Origin of the sequence: Pseudidiomarina donghaiensis (genome assembly GCF_900116895.1) — a bacterium.
Lineage (GTDB): Bacteria > Pseudomonadota > Gammaproteobacteria > Enterobacterales > Alteromonadaceae > Pseudidiomarina > Pseudidiomarina donghaiensis.
This window is the reverse complement of sequence record NZ_FPCF01000001.1, coordinates 37,734-53,382: the sequence shown is the minus strand read 5'-3', so window position 1 is coordinate 53,382 and position 15,649 is coordinate 37,734. Positions and strand designations below refer to the sequence as shown.

The 15,649-nt window shown below is 47.9% G+C and carries 15 protein-coding genes and 1 tRNA gene; 10 read left to right on the top strand and 6 right to left on the bottom strand.

What is annotated here, in order from left to right; genetic code table 11:
- The first annotated feature begins 17 nt into the window (after window positions 1–17).
- Together BM334_RS00245 and alr are read left to right on the top strand one after the other, a co-directional pair.
- Window positions 18–1,391, top strand: coding sequence for a Na+/H+ antiporter NhaC family protein (locus tag BM334_RS00245; protein WP_092836322.1), 1,374 nt, complete (start codon window positions 18–20; stop codon window positions 1,389–1,391).
- 8 nt (window positions 1,392–1,399) lie between these two features.
- On the top strand, window positions 1,400–2,506 hold the full coding sequence (gene alr / locus BM334_RS00240) for an alanine racemase (RefSeq protein WP_241970876.1): 1,107 nt from the start codon (window positions 1,400–1,402) through the stop codon (window positions 2,504–2,506).
- 9 nt (window positions 2,507–2,515) lie between these two features.
- On the opposite strand, the gene BM334_RS00235 is transcribed toward alr, so the two are convergent.
- Together BM334_RS00235 and BM334_RS00230 are read right to left on the bottom strand one after the other, a co-directional pair.
- Complete coding sequence (locus tag BM334_RS00235; protein ID WP_092836319.1) at window positions 2,516–3,016, bottom strand: TIGR00645 family protein; 501 nt, start codon at window positions 3,014–3,016, stop codon at window positions 2,516–2,518.
- Between the two features lie 49 nt (window positions 3,017–3,065).
- Window positions 3,066–5,141 (bottom strand): S9 family peptidase, encoded by a 2,076-nt coding sequence (locus BM334_RS00230; protein WP_092836317.1) that lies wholly within the window; start codon window positions 5,139–5,141, stop codon window positions 3,066–3,068.
- A 128-nt stretch (window positions 5,142–5,269) separates the two neighbouring features.
- Between BM334_RS00230 and BM334_RS00225 the strand changes: the two genes are divergently transcribed.
- Window positions 5,270–6,664 carry an amidohydrolase family protein gene (locus BM334_RS00225; protein WP_241970875.1) on the top strand — a complete coding sequence of 465 codons (1,395 nt, stop codon included), beginning with the start codon at window positions 5,270–5,272 and terminating at the stop codon, window positions 6,662–6,664.
- Here BM334_RS00225 and BM334_RS00220 read toward each other — a convergent pair.
- A complete protein-coding gene (locus BM334_RS00220; protein ID WP_092836315.1) occupies window positions 6,641–7,066 on the bottom strand; it encodes a YqaA family protein in 426 nt (141 codons plus the stop codon). The genes BM334_RS00225 and BM334_RS00220 overlap by 24 nt on opposite strands.
- Window positions 7,067–7,193: 127 nt before the next feature.
- On the opposite strand from BM334_RS00220, the gene BM334_RS00215 reads away from it, so the two are divergent.
- Window positions 7,194–8,588 (top strand): cytochrome ubiquinol oxidase subunit I, encoded by a 1,395-nt coding sequence (locus BM334_RS00215; RefSeq protein ID WP_092836313.1) that lies wholly within the window; start codon window positions 7,194–7,196, stop codon window positions 8,586–8,588.
- 3 nt (window positions 8,589–8,591) lie between these two features.
- A complete protein-coding gene (cydB, locus tag BM334_RS00210; RefSeq protein WP_092836311.1) occupies window positions 8,592–9,593 on the top strand; it encodes a cytochrome d ubiquinol oxidase subunit II in 1,002 nt (333 codons plus the stop codon).
- Between the two features lie 102 nt (window positions 9,594–9,695).
- Here the strand turns inward: cydB and BM334_RS00205 are convergent, their stop codons facing one another.
- Entirely contained in the window at window positions 9,696–10,379 is a 684-nt protein-coding gene (locus BM334_RS00205) for an SEL1-like repeat protein (protein ID WP_126801799.1), read from the bottom strand.
- Window positions 10,331–11,188, bottom strand: coding sequence for an SEL1-like repeat protein (locus BM334_RS00200; RefSeq protein ID WP_092836307.1), 858 nt, complete (start codon window positions 11,186–11,188; stop codon window positions 10,331–10,333). Before BM334_RS00200 ends, BM334_RS00205 begins: the two co-directional genes overlap by 49 nt.
- A 114-nt stretch (window positions 11,189–11,302) precedes the next feature.
- Between BM334_RS00200 and BM334_RS00195 the strand changes: the two genes are divergently transcribed.
- From BM334_RS00195 to BM334_RS00175, 5 genes are all read left to right on the top strand, one after another.
- Window positions 11,303–12,769 (top strand): serine hydrolase, encoded by a 1,467-nt coding sequence (locus tag BM334_RS00195; RefSeq protein WP_241970874.1) that lies wholly within the window; start codon window positions 11,303–11,305, stop codon window positions 12,767–12,769.
- A 64-nt stretch (window positions 12,770–12,833) separates the two neighbouring features.
- Entirely contained in the window at window positions 12,834–13,925 is a 1,092-nt protein-coding gene (locus BM334_RS00190; protein ID WP_092836305.1) for a hypothetical protein, read from the top strand.
- Window positions 13,926–14,011: 86 nt separating this feature from the next.
- Window positions 14,012–14,088, top strand: a tRNA-Arg gene (locus BM334_RS00185).
- 414 nt (window positions 14,089–14,502) lie between these two features.
- Window positions 14,503–14,715: a hypothetical protein gene (locus BM334_RS00180; RefSeq protein ID WP_092836303.1), complete on the top strand. Its 213-nt coding sequence runs from the start codon at window positions 14,503–14,505 to the stop codon at window positions 14,713–14,715.
- A 9-nt stretch (window positions 14,716–14,724) separates the two neighbouring features.
- On the top strand, window positions 14,725–15,096 hold the full coding sequence (locus tag BM334_RS00175; protein WP_092836301.1) for a hypothetical protein: 372 nt from the start codon (window positions 14,725–14,727) through the stop codon (window positions 15,094–15,096).
- Window positions 15,097–15,372: 276 nt separating this feature from the next.
- Here BM334_RS00175 and BM334_RS00170 read toward each other — a convergent pair whose 3' ends face one another.
- Complete coding sequence (locus tag BM334_RS00170) at window positions 15,373–15,552, bottom strand: helix-turn-helix domain-containing protein (protein WP_439895600.1); 180 nt, start codon at window positions 15,550–15,552, stop codon at window positions 15,373–15,375.
- Between the last annotated feature and the right edge of the window lie 97 nt (window positions 15,553–15,649).

Below are 15,649 nucleotides of genomic sequence, written 5' to 3'. Positions count from 1 at the left end.
ACATGAAGGCACAGAATATGGGTTGGATGTCAGTAATCCCTCCACTGGTAGCAATTTTGGTGGTGTTTTGGCGAAAAGAAGTCATTGTTGCCCTTCTTTTAGCAATAGCCTCTTCAGAATTGCTACTCATGTGGCACACGAACGAGTCGTTACTGTACACCTTCGTAGCTACCCTTGAGCGAATTGTCGCCGTGTTCGGTTCAGCTGGGAATTCACGAATTTTAATCTTCAGCTTAATGGTCGGCGCATTACTGGCCTACATTCGCGAGTCTGGTGGCGTTGCCGCAACGGTTGAAGCCCTGTTGGCTCGGGGCTTAGGGAAAACCAAACGTAGTGCCAGTTTAATGACGGTTTTTACCGGCGTTTTCGTGTTTATCGAGTCGAACCTCAGTGTGTTAACCGCGGGTATTTTGTCACGCGGCTTATTCGAGAAGTTAGGCATGAGTCGCGCGCGACTTGCCTACTTAATTGACAGTACCAGTGCCCCAATTTGCATATTAATTTTACTGAACGGCTGGGGCGCCTATGTATTAGGTATGCTTGAGCAGCAAAACCTACCCGGCTCGTCAGTCGCGACGTTGTGGGCAACAATTCCCTTTAACTTTTATGCGTTAGTTACTTTGGTTTTGGTGTTTTACACGGCAATTAGCGGTAAAGTTCATGGCCCAATGCGCGCCATTGAAGCACAGCCTCAGCCGCACCAAGACTTGCCTGAACATGTGCCTAGCAACAGTAAAGCGCGCTATATGCTGGTGCCATTGTTGGTCATGGTATTTGGCATGGTGGCCTTTATGTTCGGTACTGGCGGTGGCGATATCACCCAAGGCGACGGTTCGAAATCTGTGCTTTATGCCACGGCTTTAGCGTGCGTAGTTGCTTACCTTATGCTGCTGGCAAGCAAACGTAAAAGTCATCAGCAATTGGTCAATATCGGTTTTAAAGGTATGTCCGAGCTCTTGCCGTTAGTCAGCATTGTGCTGCTGTCTTTAGCTCTTGGCAGCAGCTTGCGCGAGCTAGGCACTGGCATATTTTTAGCCAATTTAGTCGGTGACTTTTTACCATTAATTTTAATTGCACCTATGTTATTTCTTGCCGGAGCACTGATATCCTTCACCACAGGAACATCTTGGGGCACGTTTGCCATACTAATTCCCATTGCCGCGCCCATGATAGTCGCGCTTGATTTACCAGCCCCGTTGCTGCTCGCCGCGGTATTAGGTGGTGGCGTATTTGGTGACCATTGCTCGCCCATTTCCGACACCACCGCAGTGTCTGCATTGGCTTCGGGCTGCGACTTGCTCGAACATGTGCGCACCCAGTTACCCTATGCACTAACGGGCGGCGTGATAACCTTTGTACTGTATATTATTGCCAGCTTTGTCATGATTTAAGGAGCCCCATGAATAACGGAGTGCACTTTCGCCCAACCCGCGCAGAAATTAGCCGCCAAGCCCTTGAAAATAATGCACGTGTTGCTCGTCAGTTAGCGGCGGGCGCACGCCTTATTGGTGTAGTAAAGGCTGACGGTTATGGGCACGGTATGTTGACGGTTGCCAATGCTATAGCGCGTTATGTTGATGCCTTTGCAGTGGCGTTTGTGGACGAAGCTGTGCAATTGCGTAATGCCGGTTTTCAACAACCGGTGATCTTGCTTGAAGGCTGTTTTAGCGAGGCTGAGTTGCCCATTTGCGCACATTACAATTTTCAACCGGTGGTACATCAACAAGAACAGCTAAATGCAATAACCACCGCTCGACTAGTGCGACCGTTGGCGGTATGGCTGAAAGTGGACACTGGTATGCACCGGCTAGGTTGGGCGCCTGAACAGGTGGCAGAGGCTTATCAACAGTTAAAGCGTTGCCCACAAGTCGCTAGCGTGACCATGATGTCGCACTTTGCCGCGGCCGATTCCCACAACCATAAACTCAATCAACAGCAACTTGAATTATTTGAAGATGCTTGCGCGGTGACCGAAGCCAATTTAGACCTAAGCGTCGCGAACTCTGCCGCGTTGGTCAGCACCGCCATTGACTTGGCACACCCCAGCCAGCAATGGGTACGTTCGGGTATTCTAATTTATGGTGACAACCCAAGCTCTTCACAGCTTCCTGCACCGCTACAAAGTGTCATGCGACTGGTTGCTGCGGTGATTGCAATTCGCGATATCAAAGCGGGCGACACTGTCAGTTATGGCGGCACATGGGAAGCCAAACGTGATAGTACAATAGCAACTGTCTCGATTGGTTACGCTGACGGTTACCCGCGTCACGCTAAAAACGGCACACCAGTATTTATAAACGGTCACAAAGCACATTTAGCGGGAACCGTAACCATGGACATGATCATGGTAGATATCACCGACGTTCCCGAAGTGAACATCGGTGATGAAGTTGAATTGTGGGGAGCAAATGTTTCAGTTGCCGAGATCGCCCAGTGTGCAGACACTATCAGCTACGACTTGCTCACTGGTGTTAGTGCTCGCGTACCACGCGTACCTGTCAGCTAACTTTATTATTTAATCGTCACCACTTTTACGCGTTAAGCGGTCGAGATAACCCATAGCAAACGCCGAACCCACGAAAGTTAGGTGCATAATGACATACCATTTTATGGTGGTTTCTGTCAGGTTTTCGGCGTTCATAAACACTTTTAATAAGTGAATAGACGAAATAGCAACAATAGACGCCGCCACTTTGTTTTTTAAACCGCCCGAATCGATTTTACCTAGCCACGCGAGCTTTTCGGTGTCGTTATTAATATTGAGCGTTGAGACAAAATTTTCGTAACCGCTCAGCATCACCATAACCAGCAGCCCACCGACTAACGCAATATCAATGAGCGTCAGCGTTAGCAGAATAAGGTCCACTTCTTTAATGGTAAAAATAACTGGCGCTACATGGTACAGCTCTTGAAAGAACTTTATACCAAGCAGCATAACTGCCAAACTTAAACCCAAGTAAATTGGCGCTAGCAGCCAACGTAAGCTGTACATCAAATTTTCAAGAAAACGTTCCATGATTATCTTTGCTCGTTGTGAACTGTATCTAGCGCCATAATATCAATATTTATTCTTTCAAGTAACGTTTAAACCACGCTAATGTGTGTTCAATTTTCGCAATCATATTCGAAGGTCGAGCAGTTACCGCATGCGAGGCATCGGGTACACGTACCATAGCCGTATCTACTTGCCGTAACTGCAGAGCCTGATAAAACTGCTCAATTTCCGACATGGGTACGCGCCGGTCATTCTCACCACTGAATAACATAACTGGTGTTTTCACATTGCCTACCAGCGATAACGGTGAACGCTTCCAATAGTGTTCATAGTCTTCCCAAGGCTTAGCAGGGAATTGATTGTGAATTTGCCCTAAATAGCTATCGGCAGTCAGTGTTTTGCTTACCCAGTTAATAACTGGGTTCGTTGCCGCTGCTGCATTGAACCTGTCGGTTAAACCCACCGCGTAAGTCGTCGCTATACCACCTGCTGAACCACCTGCTATGAATAAGTTGCTAGCATCGACAAGCCCCTTATCAATTAATACATCAATACCAGCCATATGGTCTGCGTGATCGCGCTCAGACGAGTAAAAACCGTCTAGTTTTAAGGCGTGTTCGGCACCATACGAGGTACTACCGCGGTAATTGTTATAAAACACAATATAACCTTCTGCGGCATAGCGTTGTTGCTCAGCAGCAAAGGTTGGGCCATAGGCCAAGTGCGGGCCACCGTGAATTTCTAACACCAGCGGGTATTTCTTATTCGGGTCATAGTTTGGCGGCGTAATGTACCAACCATGAATTTCGGTATCATCGTAGCTTGAGGTATAGGTAAACTCATGCACTTTCCCAAGTTCGCGGTGACCTAACACATCCTCGTTGAGTGCGGTTAGTTTACGCTTTTTACCTTGGTGATATAGCGTCACATCTGCCGGCCGATATGAGCTACCCTCCGTGTATGCAACAGCGCCAGATTCAGCCGCTAGCGAATAGCTACCACTTAAATACGGGCGACTGATAGAAACACCACCGACGTCGTTTACCCAGTCAGTCAATTGACCCTTGAGTGTCACCTTCGCCAATTTAAAGCGCCCGCGATCTGCATACTGCACCGCTAGCGCTGAGTTGTTTATCCACAGCGGACTTTCTACAGAACGATCAAAGTCACTAAGTAACTGGCGTGACGTTTTATTCTGCCAATCCATAACAGTAAGCTTGGCATTGTAGTACGGAACCGGCTCGTTACCGCGCTGTAAATACGCGAGTTGCTTGCCGTTGGGTGAAATAACCGGGGCATATTCACGGCCAAGTTGGCTCGTTATTTGAGTGAGCTCACCATCGCTCACTGCCACCTGCCATAAGTCAGCTTCATTTACTTGATGCTCCCAGTTATCGTTGCGATTGGCGCTAAACACCAAAGCTTGGTCATTATCAACCCATGCCAAGGGGCCATTATGGCTATGTGCACCCTCGGTTAATTGACGTGCGTGACCACCATCACTGGGCACCACAAATAATTGGCTGTACGCATCTTTTAAAACGCCAGCACCATCGCGTTGATAATAGGTTCGTTCAACCACCACTGGCGGTTTTGCCCAGTTAGCATCTTTAGGCTTCTCTGGTTTTTTCACCGATTTGGCAAAATCTGTTTTCGGGGCTGCAACATTCATCATGAAAGCTAGGTGTTTAGCGTTTTTTGACCAGGCAAACTGGCGCGGGCTTTCCTGCACCTCGGTTATCGCACTGTGCGTTTTAGTTGCCACGTGGTAAACATGAATCTGATTTTTACCGCCGCGATTCGAGCTGAACGCCAAGCGTGAGCCATCCGGTGACCAGGTAGGATTGCCATAGCTATATTGATCATCAAACAATGGAGTATGACTGCCTGATTTTGTATCAAGCATCCACAAACTGCGCTTGGTGTTGTCTTTCATAATGTCAAAGCCGTGACGCACATACACCACGTAACGGCCATCAGGTGAAATTTGCGGGTCAGTTGCCCATTCCAGTGCGAAAATGTCCTCAGCTTGGAAGGTCGACACTTGTTTTTTCCCTTCCATCGTTGCCGCCAAAACTGGTTCTGCAAAAACCTGCAGCGCCAAAACTGAAGCGCCAGCCCACGCAATGAGTCGTGAATATTGCATTTTCGATAATCCTTGTTCATGTTTAAGTGATCGTTTTTGTTGATCAGAGCCTAAACCAATCACCAGCCAAAGTGCGCAGCAACACGCCAAACCTGCTTGTCGCTGCGGTAGACAACCGAGACTTAACAATGAACACAATAGTTCGCTTCATGACACTTGTTACTTTGCTAATTTTCCTCGCAGCGTGCGAGCCCGCTCAACCACCTGCGCCCGAAGCTGCGCCTCAAACACCCAATGCTTTTGCCTTTATCAATGTTGCAGTGGTGAGCGTTACGCGCGACTCGGGGCAACTAACCGAAGGTCAAACCGTGCTGGTTGAAGACGATCGCATTGTTGCTGTTGGCGCCACTTCTGATGTGGCCATTCCCGAGAATTACCTACACATTGACGGCACCGGCCAATTTTTAATGGCTGGCTTAACAGAAATGCACGGCCATGTGCCACCAGCGACTAGCTTTGGTCAATTACCGGAACGCTACCTTGATGATGTGTTGTTTATGTATGTCGCCAACGGCGTCACCACGGTACGCGGCATGCTCGGCTACCCCCACCAGTTACAATTAAAAAGCGATATTGCCGAACGAAAACGAGTTGGACCGACACTATATTTGGCTGGACCAAGCTTCAACGGCAACAGCATTGAGTCGCCAGAAAAAGCCACGCAACGCGTTATTGAACAACGTGACGAAGGCTGGGACTTATTAAAGGTTCACCCTGGGCTCACGCTTAGCGAATACCAAGCGATGGCGAAAACAGCCCGTGACGCAAACATGGATTTTGCGGGTCACGTACCGAAAGACGTAGGTCTTGAAGTGGCTTTGACAGAAGGGCAACGCACTATTGATCACTTAGATGGCTATTTAGAAGCCATTGACGCTTTAAATCGACCCGCCAGCAAATATGAACTCGACTATCTTGTTGACTTAACCCTGCGCCACGGGGCCGCTGTAGTGCCAACGCAGGCATTGTGGGCAACAATTATTGGCGCGAGTGATATCGAACAGCTGCGCCAATATGACGAAATTGATTACGTGCCCGAAACCGTTCGCGCTGGCTGGTTTAATTACCTAGAAGAACCGAGCTTGGGTTACTTCAATGCCGAAGCAGCGGCGATTCAACACGACAATCGACAGCGGTTAATTAAGGCCCTGTTTGACGGGGGGGTACCGATGATTTTTGGCACCGACGCCCCGCAGTTGTTTAGCGTGCCGGGTTTCTCTGCCTTACGTGAAATTGCCGTGTTGCATGATGCCGGCATTCCGCTCGCTGGAATTATACACAGTGCAACCGTTGCGGCTGGAGAATACTTTGACGACAAAGATTTGTTTGGCCGCGTTGCAGAAGGCCATCGCGCTGACTTGGTGTTGCTGCAACAAAATCCACTAGAAAACCCGTCAGCCCTGGCCGAGCGCTCGGGTGTTATGGTGGCAGGTCAATGGTTTGACAGAGCAACCATCGATAGCCGTTTAGAAGCAATTAGAAATGCAGGGATGCGTAACTCACCCAACCGTAACACCGAGTAGCCCAAGTAAAATGGCATAGCGTGCGGCTTTGCCAATGGCGGTGAGCACTAAAAACACCGCAAAGCGAAGCCGCATAATGCCAGCGAATAGCGTTATCGGGTCGCCAATAATTGGCATCCACGCCAGCAATAGACTCCACTTACCGTACTTAGCAAACCACTGCTGGCCTTTATTCAGCTGCTTAGGTGTAACTGGAAACCAGCGCTTATGCTGCCAGTGCAATGCATACCGCCCCAAAGCGTAATTCACACACGAACCTAGTGTGTTCCCTAAGGTTGCGACAAGCCACAGGCTGACGCCCTGATGCCCATCAAGCTTGAGTGCTACCAGCAAAACTTCGGACGAGCCCGGCAGTAAAGTTGCCGACAGCAGTGCCGCGAAAAACAAACTCAGGTACACCATTAACTTTTTGCCATATATTTTGTAGGGGTAATATTAGAAATCATCCTGAAAAACCACGCAATTTGCCATAAAAAGTTGACCAAGAGCACCTATACTGACTAAAGGTTCTGCATTTACGAGGTCTGTCATGTTTGAAACGTGGTTCTCAGCAGCTGACGCAGTATTTCTAGCGCGAGTACAATTCGCCTTTACCATTGCGTTTCACATTATCTTTCCAGCATTTACTATCGGTGTCGCTAGTTACCTTGCCGTACTTGAGGGGCTGTTTCTTAAAACTCGCAACCCAGTTTACCAAAAGCTTTATCGTTACTGGTTAAAAATATTCGCCGTGGCTTTCGGTATGGGTGTGGTGTCAGGTATTGTCATGAGCTACCAATTTGGCACGAATTGGTCAGTGTTTTCTGACAAGGCTGGTCCCGTTATTGGCCCATTGATGGGTTATGAGGTACTCACTGCATTTTTCCTCGAAGCCGGCTTTTTAGGTGTTATGCTATTTGGCATGAACAAAGTTGGTGAGCGCTTACATTTCTTTGCAACTTTAATGGTTGCGGTAGGCACAGCCATCAGCGCATTTTGGATTCTGTCCGTCAATAGCTGGATGCAAACTCCAGCAGGGTACGCCATAAACGAGCAAGGCCAATTTATTGTCGAAAGCTGGATGGAAGTCATTTTTAATCCATCGTTCCCGTACCGCCTTGCTCATATGCTGCTGGCTGCCTATTTAACCACGGCATTTGTTGTTGGCGCCGTTGGCGCTTGGCATTTGTTGAAAGACAGTAAGTCAGCAGTCGCGCGAAAGATGTTCTCTATGGCGATGTGGATGGCGCTTATTGTCGCACCTCTGCAAGTAGTCGTTGGTGACTTTCATGGCTTAAATACGCAAGAACACCAGCCGGCGAAAGTGGCTGCAATGGAAGGGCATTTTAAAACCGAAGCTCGCGCTCCTCTCTACTTATTTGGTTGGCCCAACGAAGACACCGCCGAAGTAGACTACGCGATTAAGGTGCCGGGGTTAGCAAGCTTAATTCTAAAGCATGACGTGAATGCAGAAGTAACCGGACTAGATGCGTTTCCTCAGGAAGACTGGCCGCCAGTCCCCATTGTATTTTGGTCGTTTCGCATTATGGTCGGTATAGGTTTATTGATGGTCTTGGTTGGGTTGTGGTCAGGCTATCTTCGCTTACGCGGCAAGCTTTTCGATTCACCATGGTTGCAGCGCTCGGCAGTGTTCATGGGGCCAATGGGGTTTGTCGCCGTCATAGCCGGCTGGATTGTCACAGAAGTTGGTCGTCAGCCGTGGGTTATTCACGGCTTGCTGAGAACTAGCGACGCCGCCTCACCGATTGATGCCGTTGGAGTCGGTGCAAGCTTAGTAGCATTTATAGTGGTGTATTTTTTAGTCTTTGGCGCAGGTACTGTGTATATCTTACGCAAAATGGCCGACAACCCTGAACACACCCACATTCCCGATTATGCGCGGGTACCTATGGCTGCCGAACGCCTTTATCACGAGGAGGGCTAAACCATGGATTATGCATTCATTTGGGCTATTTTAATTGCCATTGCGGTCTTTGCTTACGTGGCCCTAGATGGTTTCGATTTGGGCATGGGCATTTTGTTTCCATGGGTTAAACAAGAAAAGTTCCGCGACCGCATGGTTAACTCGGTTGCCCCCGTTTGGGATGGCAATGAAACTTGGTTAGTGCTTGGCGGCGGCGGATTGCTAGCGGTATTTCCATTAGCTTACGCAGTGTTAATGCCCGCACTGTACATGCCTGTTATCGCCATGCTGCTTGGCTTGATTTTTAGAGGCGTCGCCTTTGAATTTCGATTTAAAAGCACAAGCAACAAACACTGGTGGGATCGTGCCTTCATGCTTGGCTCTATGGTTGCAGCCTTCAGCCAAGGCATTATGCTTGGCGCCATGCTACAAGGCATTAAAGTTTCCGATCGAGCTTATGCCGGCGGCTGGTTTGACTGGTTAAGCCCTTTCACTATTTTTGCTGGCTTGGCCGTTTGTGTGGGTTACGCCTTACTTGGCGCAACTTGGATAGTCATGAAAACCAACGGCGATTTGCAGCGAAAGGCCTATAAATGGGGTTTAAATACCGCAATTTTACTTATTATTGCTATTGCTGGGGTAAGCGTCTACTTGGTTTCTAGTTTCGATAACGTTGCCGAACGTTGGTTAACTTGGCCAGGCTCTGCCGGCTTATGGTTAGTGCCATTTGCCTTAGCCATTATTGGTGGCGGTTTACTAAATTCACTAACCAAGCAACAACAAGGCCGACCTTATTTGTGGGCACTTGGGGTGTTTTTAATTGCCTTTGTCGGTTTTGGTGCCAGCATATTCCCTTATTTGATTCCGTTTGAAATTACCCTTTGGGAGGCTGCCGGGCCGGATAACAGCCTAGCTTTTTTACTAGTCGGTGCTGTTATCCTATTGCCGATAATATTTGCCTACACTGGCTATACCTATTGGGTGTTTCGCGGCAAAGTCAGTGAACAGAGTGGTTACCATGACTAAACCAGCTTGGCAGCGTTGGTTATGGTTTATCGGCTTGTGGGCCGCCGGGGTGATTTGTGTCACCCTCGTCGGCCTACTTATTCGAAGTGTGTTGCTTTAGCGCTAGTTACAAATTCGCTGCAACAAACGCGATGTCGTACTGGTTGAGTCTGGCTTGCCCCAGCCCCAACGACCGCTTTCTAAAGCTTCATAAACTAGCTTGTCGCCATTAAGGAGCAAATACCCTATTTCTTGCAGCTCGCGCTGACTACAATCGACTTTATACGCGGTGACAAAATTCGTATATTCGCGCGGAAATATAATGTCATCGTAGTGCTGAGTTTGTATTGAACCGTATTTTGTTAGATTTAATACGTACTGAATACGCCGGCCACTTAGGTTCATCGGCCCATAATTTGCGGAGCTCGCTGTGTATAATTTGCCGCCTCGAGTATTCTGAGTGTAAGAATACCAATGAGTACTGCTCGGGGGTGTTGACATAAGCAAGGCTAACACCAACTCATTCTCAGCATCTTCCAACCCAGCGCTGATAGCACGCGCTGCCCAATCACGCGCCGCACCATAGTTTACCGCGGTACCAATACCTTTTAGATAGTGATCAGACATCCGCCCCATACTTTTCGGGTCGTTTTTCTTGGCGGCACGCAGAACATAAGGAAACGCCTTAGCATGGGTTGTGTCAACGTAGTAATCAAGCCACTCTATATAGGCTTTTAAACTAGCTAAGTCGTCGTTTGTTATGGCTTGTTGGAAATAGAACTCGGCCATTTGCTGATTCTTAGCCATGCCCTCGCCATAGCCATGGCTAGTGCCAACTGAACATCTTGGTCACCTTCTGCAGCAAAGGTTTTTAAGTCGTTTAGCTGCTCTGCAGTTAATGGCTTACCTTCAAAATACTCAAAAGCGGCTTGCACCGAATGATCGTTAATACCCAATTGATAATAAATATCGGATATGAGCGACTTTGCATCCTTTTTGTAACCTGCTCGTGCGTTAATTGCCGAATTGAACCACTTTGCAGACTCATCAATATTGCCTTGCCTTCCGTATAACAGGCCTAGCTGCACGTGAACCTTGAGATTAGGCTTACCATTGGAATACGCGACACGTTTCATGGTGTTAAAGCCGGTTTCACTGTTCTTTGCAGTACCTAGCCCGGCAAAATAAAGTTCGGCCAGAACCATATTTGCCTCAACCCACTGTTCGGTATCCTTCGTGCTATTCGCCGCGGCCAGTTGGGCATGGTGGAAAGCCTTAGTTTTGTTCGTAAACTCATTTGAAAGAAAGAGCTTCCTAGCCATTTCAGACGCATTCGTGTGGCCCTGCTCTGATGCCTGCTCCAGTTGCTTGATGAGCGCATTGATGCGCGTGTCATTTTTGTATTCAGCATTATAGTAATAGCGCGCCAAGGGCAAAAACGCTTCATACGCGCCTTGGCTAAAGGCCTGCTCAAACGGTTTAATTGCGGCCTCATGCTGATTATTGTGCTGTGCTTGTTGCGCGGCTCGCATAAGATCTTTTGCTTCGTCAGCCCAAACCGTATTGGTTATGAGCATAAAAAGAACGACCGTAACGCTTAAGTAAAAACGCTTCATAGGTGTTGCCTCTTAGTGAGGTTATTTTGAAATGCTGACTTCTTATATAAACCAAATTTGGTTATGTTAGAAATTATCTTTGTATTAATACGAGCCCTAAATAACATGAAGCCTATGCAGCGTTTTCTAATTACTCTAGTCAGCATGCTCTTCTCTGGCGCTATACTGAACGCGTCAGCATCCCCAACCAATGCCGCCCGCGAGGCCGCGACCAAAAGCCTAGAAGCATTTAACGTGCCTGGTTTAGCCGTTGTCATTGTGCACAATGGCGAAGTGGTTTTAGCCGAAGGCTTTGGCGTGCGCGACATTGCAAGTGAAGCCCTAGTCACCGCTGACACATTGTTTGGCATTGCCTCGAACACCAAAGCCTTTACCACCGCTGCGTTAGCCAAGTTAGTTTCCGATAATAAGCTCAGCTGGGATGACCCCGTCGTGCGATATCTTCCTGAATTTCGCTTAAGCGACCCACAACGCTCGGCAGAGCTGACCATTCGTGACCTGGTTAGCCACCGCAGTGGGCTTGGCCTTGGTGCTGGCGATTTAATGATTTGGCCAAATACGGACAAAACCACTAGCGACATTATTGCCAGCTTGGCTCATGTGCCATTAAAAGACGGGCTACGTGAAAAGTTTAACTACAACAACCTCATGTTTGTGGTGGCCGGAGAGGTTATTGCACGGGTAAGCGGCATGCCCTATAGCAACTACATTGAACAACAGTTTTTGCAGCCGCTTGGCATGACAAATACGTACGTTGGCTATTCTAATATTCCAGTTGAAAACACCAATCGCGCCGTCGGTACTATTGAATACCAGGGCGAGCTGCATCGCTTTGGCTTGGACTATATTGAAGATTTCCGCGCCGCCGGAGCCATGGCCGCCAACGTGAATGACTTAGGCAAATGGCTTATCGACAATTTAGAAAACCCGCCAGAGCAAAACTGGAACCTTACCACACCCATACGCGATGGCATGGGTTACGGCTTAGGCTGGTTTGTGAAGCAACAGCACGGCGTTAAGCATGTTTACCACAGCGGCGGTATTTTGGGCATGTTGTCGCTCACCACATTAATTCCTGAAAAAAACTTCGGCATGGTGGTGCTGAGTAACCAGCAGGCGTTTGGCGCATTAACGGCGGTGACGCAAGAAGCCCTAGAACAAGTTTTAGACGTACCTGACCGCGACTGGGTAGCCGACGAACAGAAAAAATATCAGGCGTCGATGCGTGAAAAGCTGCTGTTCAGCATAGAGCAACCAGACAATATTCGCCCCGCATTGCCGCTGCGCGCGTACGTTGGCACCTACCGTGACCCGTGGTATGGCGATGTGACGGTGCGCGCTCGCGATGGCAAACTGCTCATTGACTTTGCCCACACAGAACTATTAACCGGCGAGTTAAAGCATTACAACGGCGATACCTTTATCATTCGCTGGGCAGAGCCTTTGCTTGAGGCGGACGCCTTTATTGATTTTGCGGCTGACCGCGAAAATCGGGTTAATAGCGCCACTATTGAGGCGGCGGCACCGTTCACCGACTTTAGCTTTGACTTTCATAACCTCAAGCTCATGAAACAGGAGTAATTTCGAGGCTGTCACAATTTCGCGCCGCGCTGCATCTGTCTAAAAAAACAACAAGGAGAAAATCATGTCGGATTTTATGACAAACCTTCGCGGCTTCGCCCTGCTGTTTATAGTGGTTCAACTGAGTGCTTGCGGTGGTTCTAGCGAAACCAGCGAGCCACCTAACGAGCCGCCACCGGTTAGTCAACTACGCGTGATATTAAGCGGCAACCAAACCGTCGAGTTTTTGAAGACCGATGGCGACGCCCAACTAGCAGGCTCAACCACAGGTTTATACTGGCGAGAGTCTTCTACGGCTAGCTGGCAACTTCGCACGCCCTCAGCAACAGCCATTACCGGCATCGCTATTATTGGCGCCGGCCATTATATTGTGGCCGCCCAACCTAGCGAGCAAGCCGACCAACCTTTTCCGCTGTATGAGTCAACCGATAGTGGGCAGACTTGGCAAGCCATTACGCATAATTTCGGCGGCGAATTTAATACGCCAATTTTTAATCTTGCGTACGACGCACGAACCGATCAAATTTATGCCTTAGGCCAAGGTGCTCTTGCAGTTGCAAACCGCAGTGCTGCAAACTGGACATTACTTCATGGCGCGTGGGACACATTCGCAACAGGCATGCGCTTACTGGTTATAGACCCCATTAAAACAACGGTGTGGTTTGGCGGCCAAGGCGCTATCGAAAACGGTTATTTTGGCCGCTACAATCAAACCACGGGCAGCGTGCAGGAATGGAACGACTTACTTGCGCCGCCCTCTACATTCAAAGGCGGCCTTGTTCACCCCCTTGATAACAATACCGTTATGTTTAGCGGAGAAAATGGCATTGTGCGCAGCACCGACTACGGTGAAACATGGACAACGCCACTGGGCGATGTCGAGCACGCCTTTTTCTGGGATGTAAAAGCTGACACCAACGGCGATTTATATACCGCCCGCTATACCAAACTAAAGCCGGAACAGCCGCTTATTGTGCTGTGTAGTGAAAATAACGGTGAAAGTTGGCAGTCACATGACTTTTCATCGGAAACCGACATTGGTGGCGTAAAAAGCCTGATGCTAGCGCAACATGATGACGAAGAATTGCTATATCTTGGTTTGTGGCAAGGCGGCATTAAGGCACTACCGTTAAGCGCCCTTTCGTGCGCAAATTAACCCCCACATACAGCCGGAAGGCGGTAGACATAACCGCCGCCGGCCTCTATAATGCCGGCTCTTCTGAATTCACCACGAATTACTACGCACCCGTAGCTCAGCTGGATAGAGCGCTGCCCTCCGGAGGCAGAGGTCACAGGTTCGACTCCTGTCGGGTGCGCCATTCTGATCTAGCTTCAATTGATAGTGTCCACTAACGAAAAAGCATTTGGGACCAAATTGGGACCGTTCTGGGACCAGGGATTTCTTAAAAAAATATCTAATGATAAATTCTGACCTTTAGCTCACGAAGGGATTTCTATAGCTAATTACCATCCGAGTGACTCCTGAATTGAGTTTTTTCTGACTATACAGTCCCCGCACACCTCCATCGGGTAAGTTTTAGATTACGTATGAAAACAAGCGGCGCTAACTAACCTCTAAAGGACATAGGAGTATTGAACTTCAAAAGTTGCTTGGGAATCTTAGCCCCATAAAGCAAATCCAATATTCACGCCCAGCCTGGTTAATATTTTGTTGTGAAACTGTACATGGCATGTATTATCTTACAAAAACATTCTCAACTTCGGAGATGCTCATGAACTATCTAATAAAGTTTATATCGTTTGTATTCCTCATTTCAATTTCAGCCTGCACTGGTAATGATAAAGTCGAACGCTGCGTAGCGCGAGGCGTTGAATATTTTAAAGAGATCGGCTCTTATCCAACACTCAAATCAGGCACTAATGCTGGTCGCACAGCCGAGAGTGTTGCTACGGAACGCTGCAAAAAGAAAGCAACTGCGTTTTAAGGACGAAACATGGCAAAAATACAAATTCACGCAGGCGATTTAGACCACGGAGCATGGCAATTTTCTAGTCTTTTAGGCGTTGCAATTATGACTCGAGCCAGCACAGCAAGCCACCTTTTTAAAGGTGAAACTTATAATTTCGGTACCGACTTTGAAAGGGTAGAGTTGTTAAGTGAAGAACAAGTAAAAAAACTCGCTGGGACGGCCGGATGGGGTCTGGCTGGCGCTGTTTTACTTGGTCCTATAGGCGCTATAGGAGGAATGTTGCTCGGAGGAAATAAGAAAGAAGTTGTTATCGCTTGTTATCTAAAAGATGGTCGCAAATTTATGGCTACAACCGATAGTAAAACATGGACTAAAATTTCAGCTTCAATGTTTTGATGTAATTAATTTATGACATCGTTATCTTCTAGTGTAATTATCCGGCACTATAGTACTCAAATAGTGTCATGTGCTGAATCGACATACTCAAAAGTTAGTATCTCGAGCCTTAAGAGACATTTACAGCTACCGTGTAACTACCTCATTTATAACGCAGTCATCACATAACGTATGAAAAGCGCTGTGTATCGAGGCTAACGAGTATCTAGTGAACTAGGGGCGATTAAAACTGTGCTCAATTAACAAGATATACGTTTCACTAAAACTTCGTAATCGCTACTCTTCTATATATTCAATCAAATCTCCTACTTCACATTCAAACAATTTACAGAGTACTTCGAGTGTCTCGAAATCCACTCGCCTCGCTGTTTCACGGTATAACAATGTTACGGTATTTCGATTTAAATTCGTCGCTCGTGCAACATCAGTAATATTTAGCTTTCGCTCACCCATCATTCTTGCCAAATGAACCTTTATCATGACTCCCCCGAAAAATGTCATCTAAAATGGCAAAAAGTCATTGCAAATGTTATTTTGCGTGCTAATGTGTCAT

Bases quoted from the DNA above. Each gene is read 5' to 3' on its own strand.
- BM334_RS00245 (WP_092836322.1), top strand. From the start codon at position 18: ATGGGTTGGATGTCAGTAATCCCTCCACTGGTAGCAATTTTGGTGGTG.
- alr (WP_241970876.1), top strand. From the start codon at position 1,400: ATGAATAACGGAGTGCACTTTCGCCCAACCCGCGCAGAAATTAGCCGC.
- BM334_RS00235 (WP_092836319.1), bottom strand. From the start codon at position 3,016: ATGGAACGTTTTCTTGAAAATTTGATGTACAGCTTACGTTGGCTGCTA.
- BM334_RS00230 (WP_092836317.1), bottom strand. From the start codon at position 5,141: ATGCAATATTCACGACTCATTGCGTGGGCTGGCGCTTCAGTTTTGGCG.
- BM334_RS00225 (WP_241970875.1), top strand. From the start codon at position 5,270: ATGAACACAATAGTTCGCTTCATGACACTTGTTACTTTGCTAATTTTC.
- BM334_RS00220 (WP_092836315.1), bottom strand. From the start codon at position 7,066: ATGGTGTACCTGAGTTTGTTTTTCGCGGCACTGCTGTCGGCAACTTTA.
- BM334_RS00215 (WP_092836313.1), top strand. From the start codon at position 7,194: ATGTTTGAAACGTGGTTCTCAGCAGCTGACGCAGTATTTCTAGCGCGA.
- cydB (WP_092836311.1), top strand. From the start codon at position 8,592: ATGGATTATGCATTCATTTGGGCTATTTTAATTGCCATTGCGGTCTTT.
- BM334_RS00205 (WP_126801799.1), bottom strand. From the start codon at position 10,379: ATGGCTAAGAATCAGCAAATGGCCGAGTTCTATTTCCAACAAGCCATA.
- BM334_RS00200 (WP_092836307.1), bottom strand. From the start codon at position 11,188: ATGAAGCGTTTTTACTTAAGCGTTACGGTCGTTCTTTTTATGCTCATA.
- BM334_RS00195 (WP_241970874.1), top strand. From the start codon at position 11,303: ATGCAGCGTTTTCTAATTACTCTAGTCAGCATGCTCTTCTCTGGCGCT.
- BM334_RS00190 (WP_092836305.1), top strand. From the start codon at position 12,834: ATGTCGGATTTTATGACAAACCTTCGCGGCTTCGCCCTGCTGTTTATA.
- BM334_RS00180 (WP_092836303.1), top strand. From the start codon at position 14,503: ATGAACTATCTAATAAAGTTTATATCGTTTGTATTCCTCATTTCAATT.
- BM334_RS00175 (WP_092836301.1), top strand. From the start codon at position 14,725: ATGGCAAAAATACAAATTCACGCAGGCGATTTAGACCACGGAGCATGG.
- BM334_RS00170 (WP_439895600.1), bottom strand. From the start codon at position 15,552: ATGATGGGTGAGCGAAAGCTAAATATTACTGATGTTGCACGAGCGACG.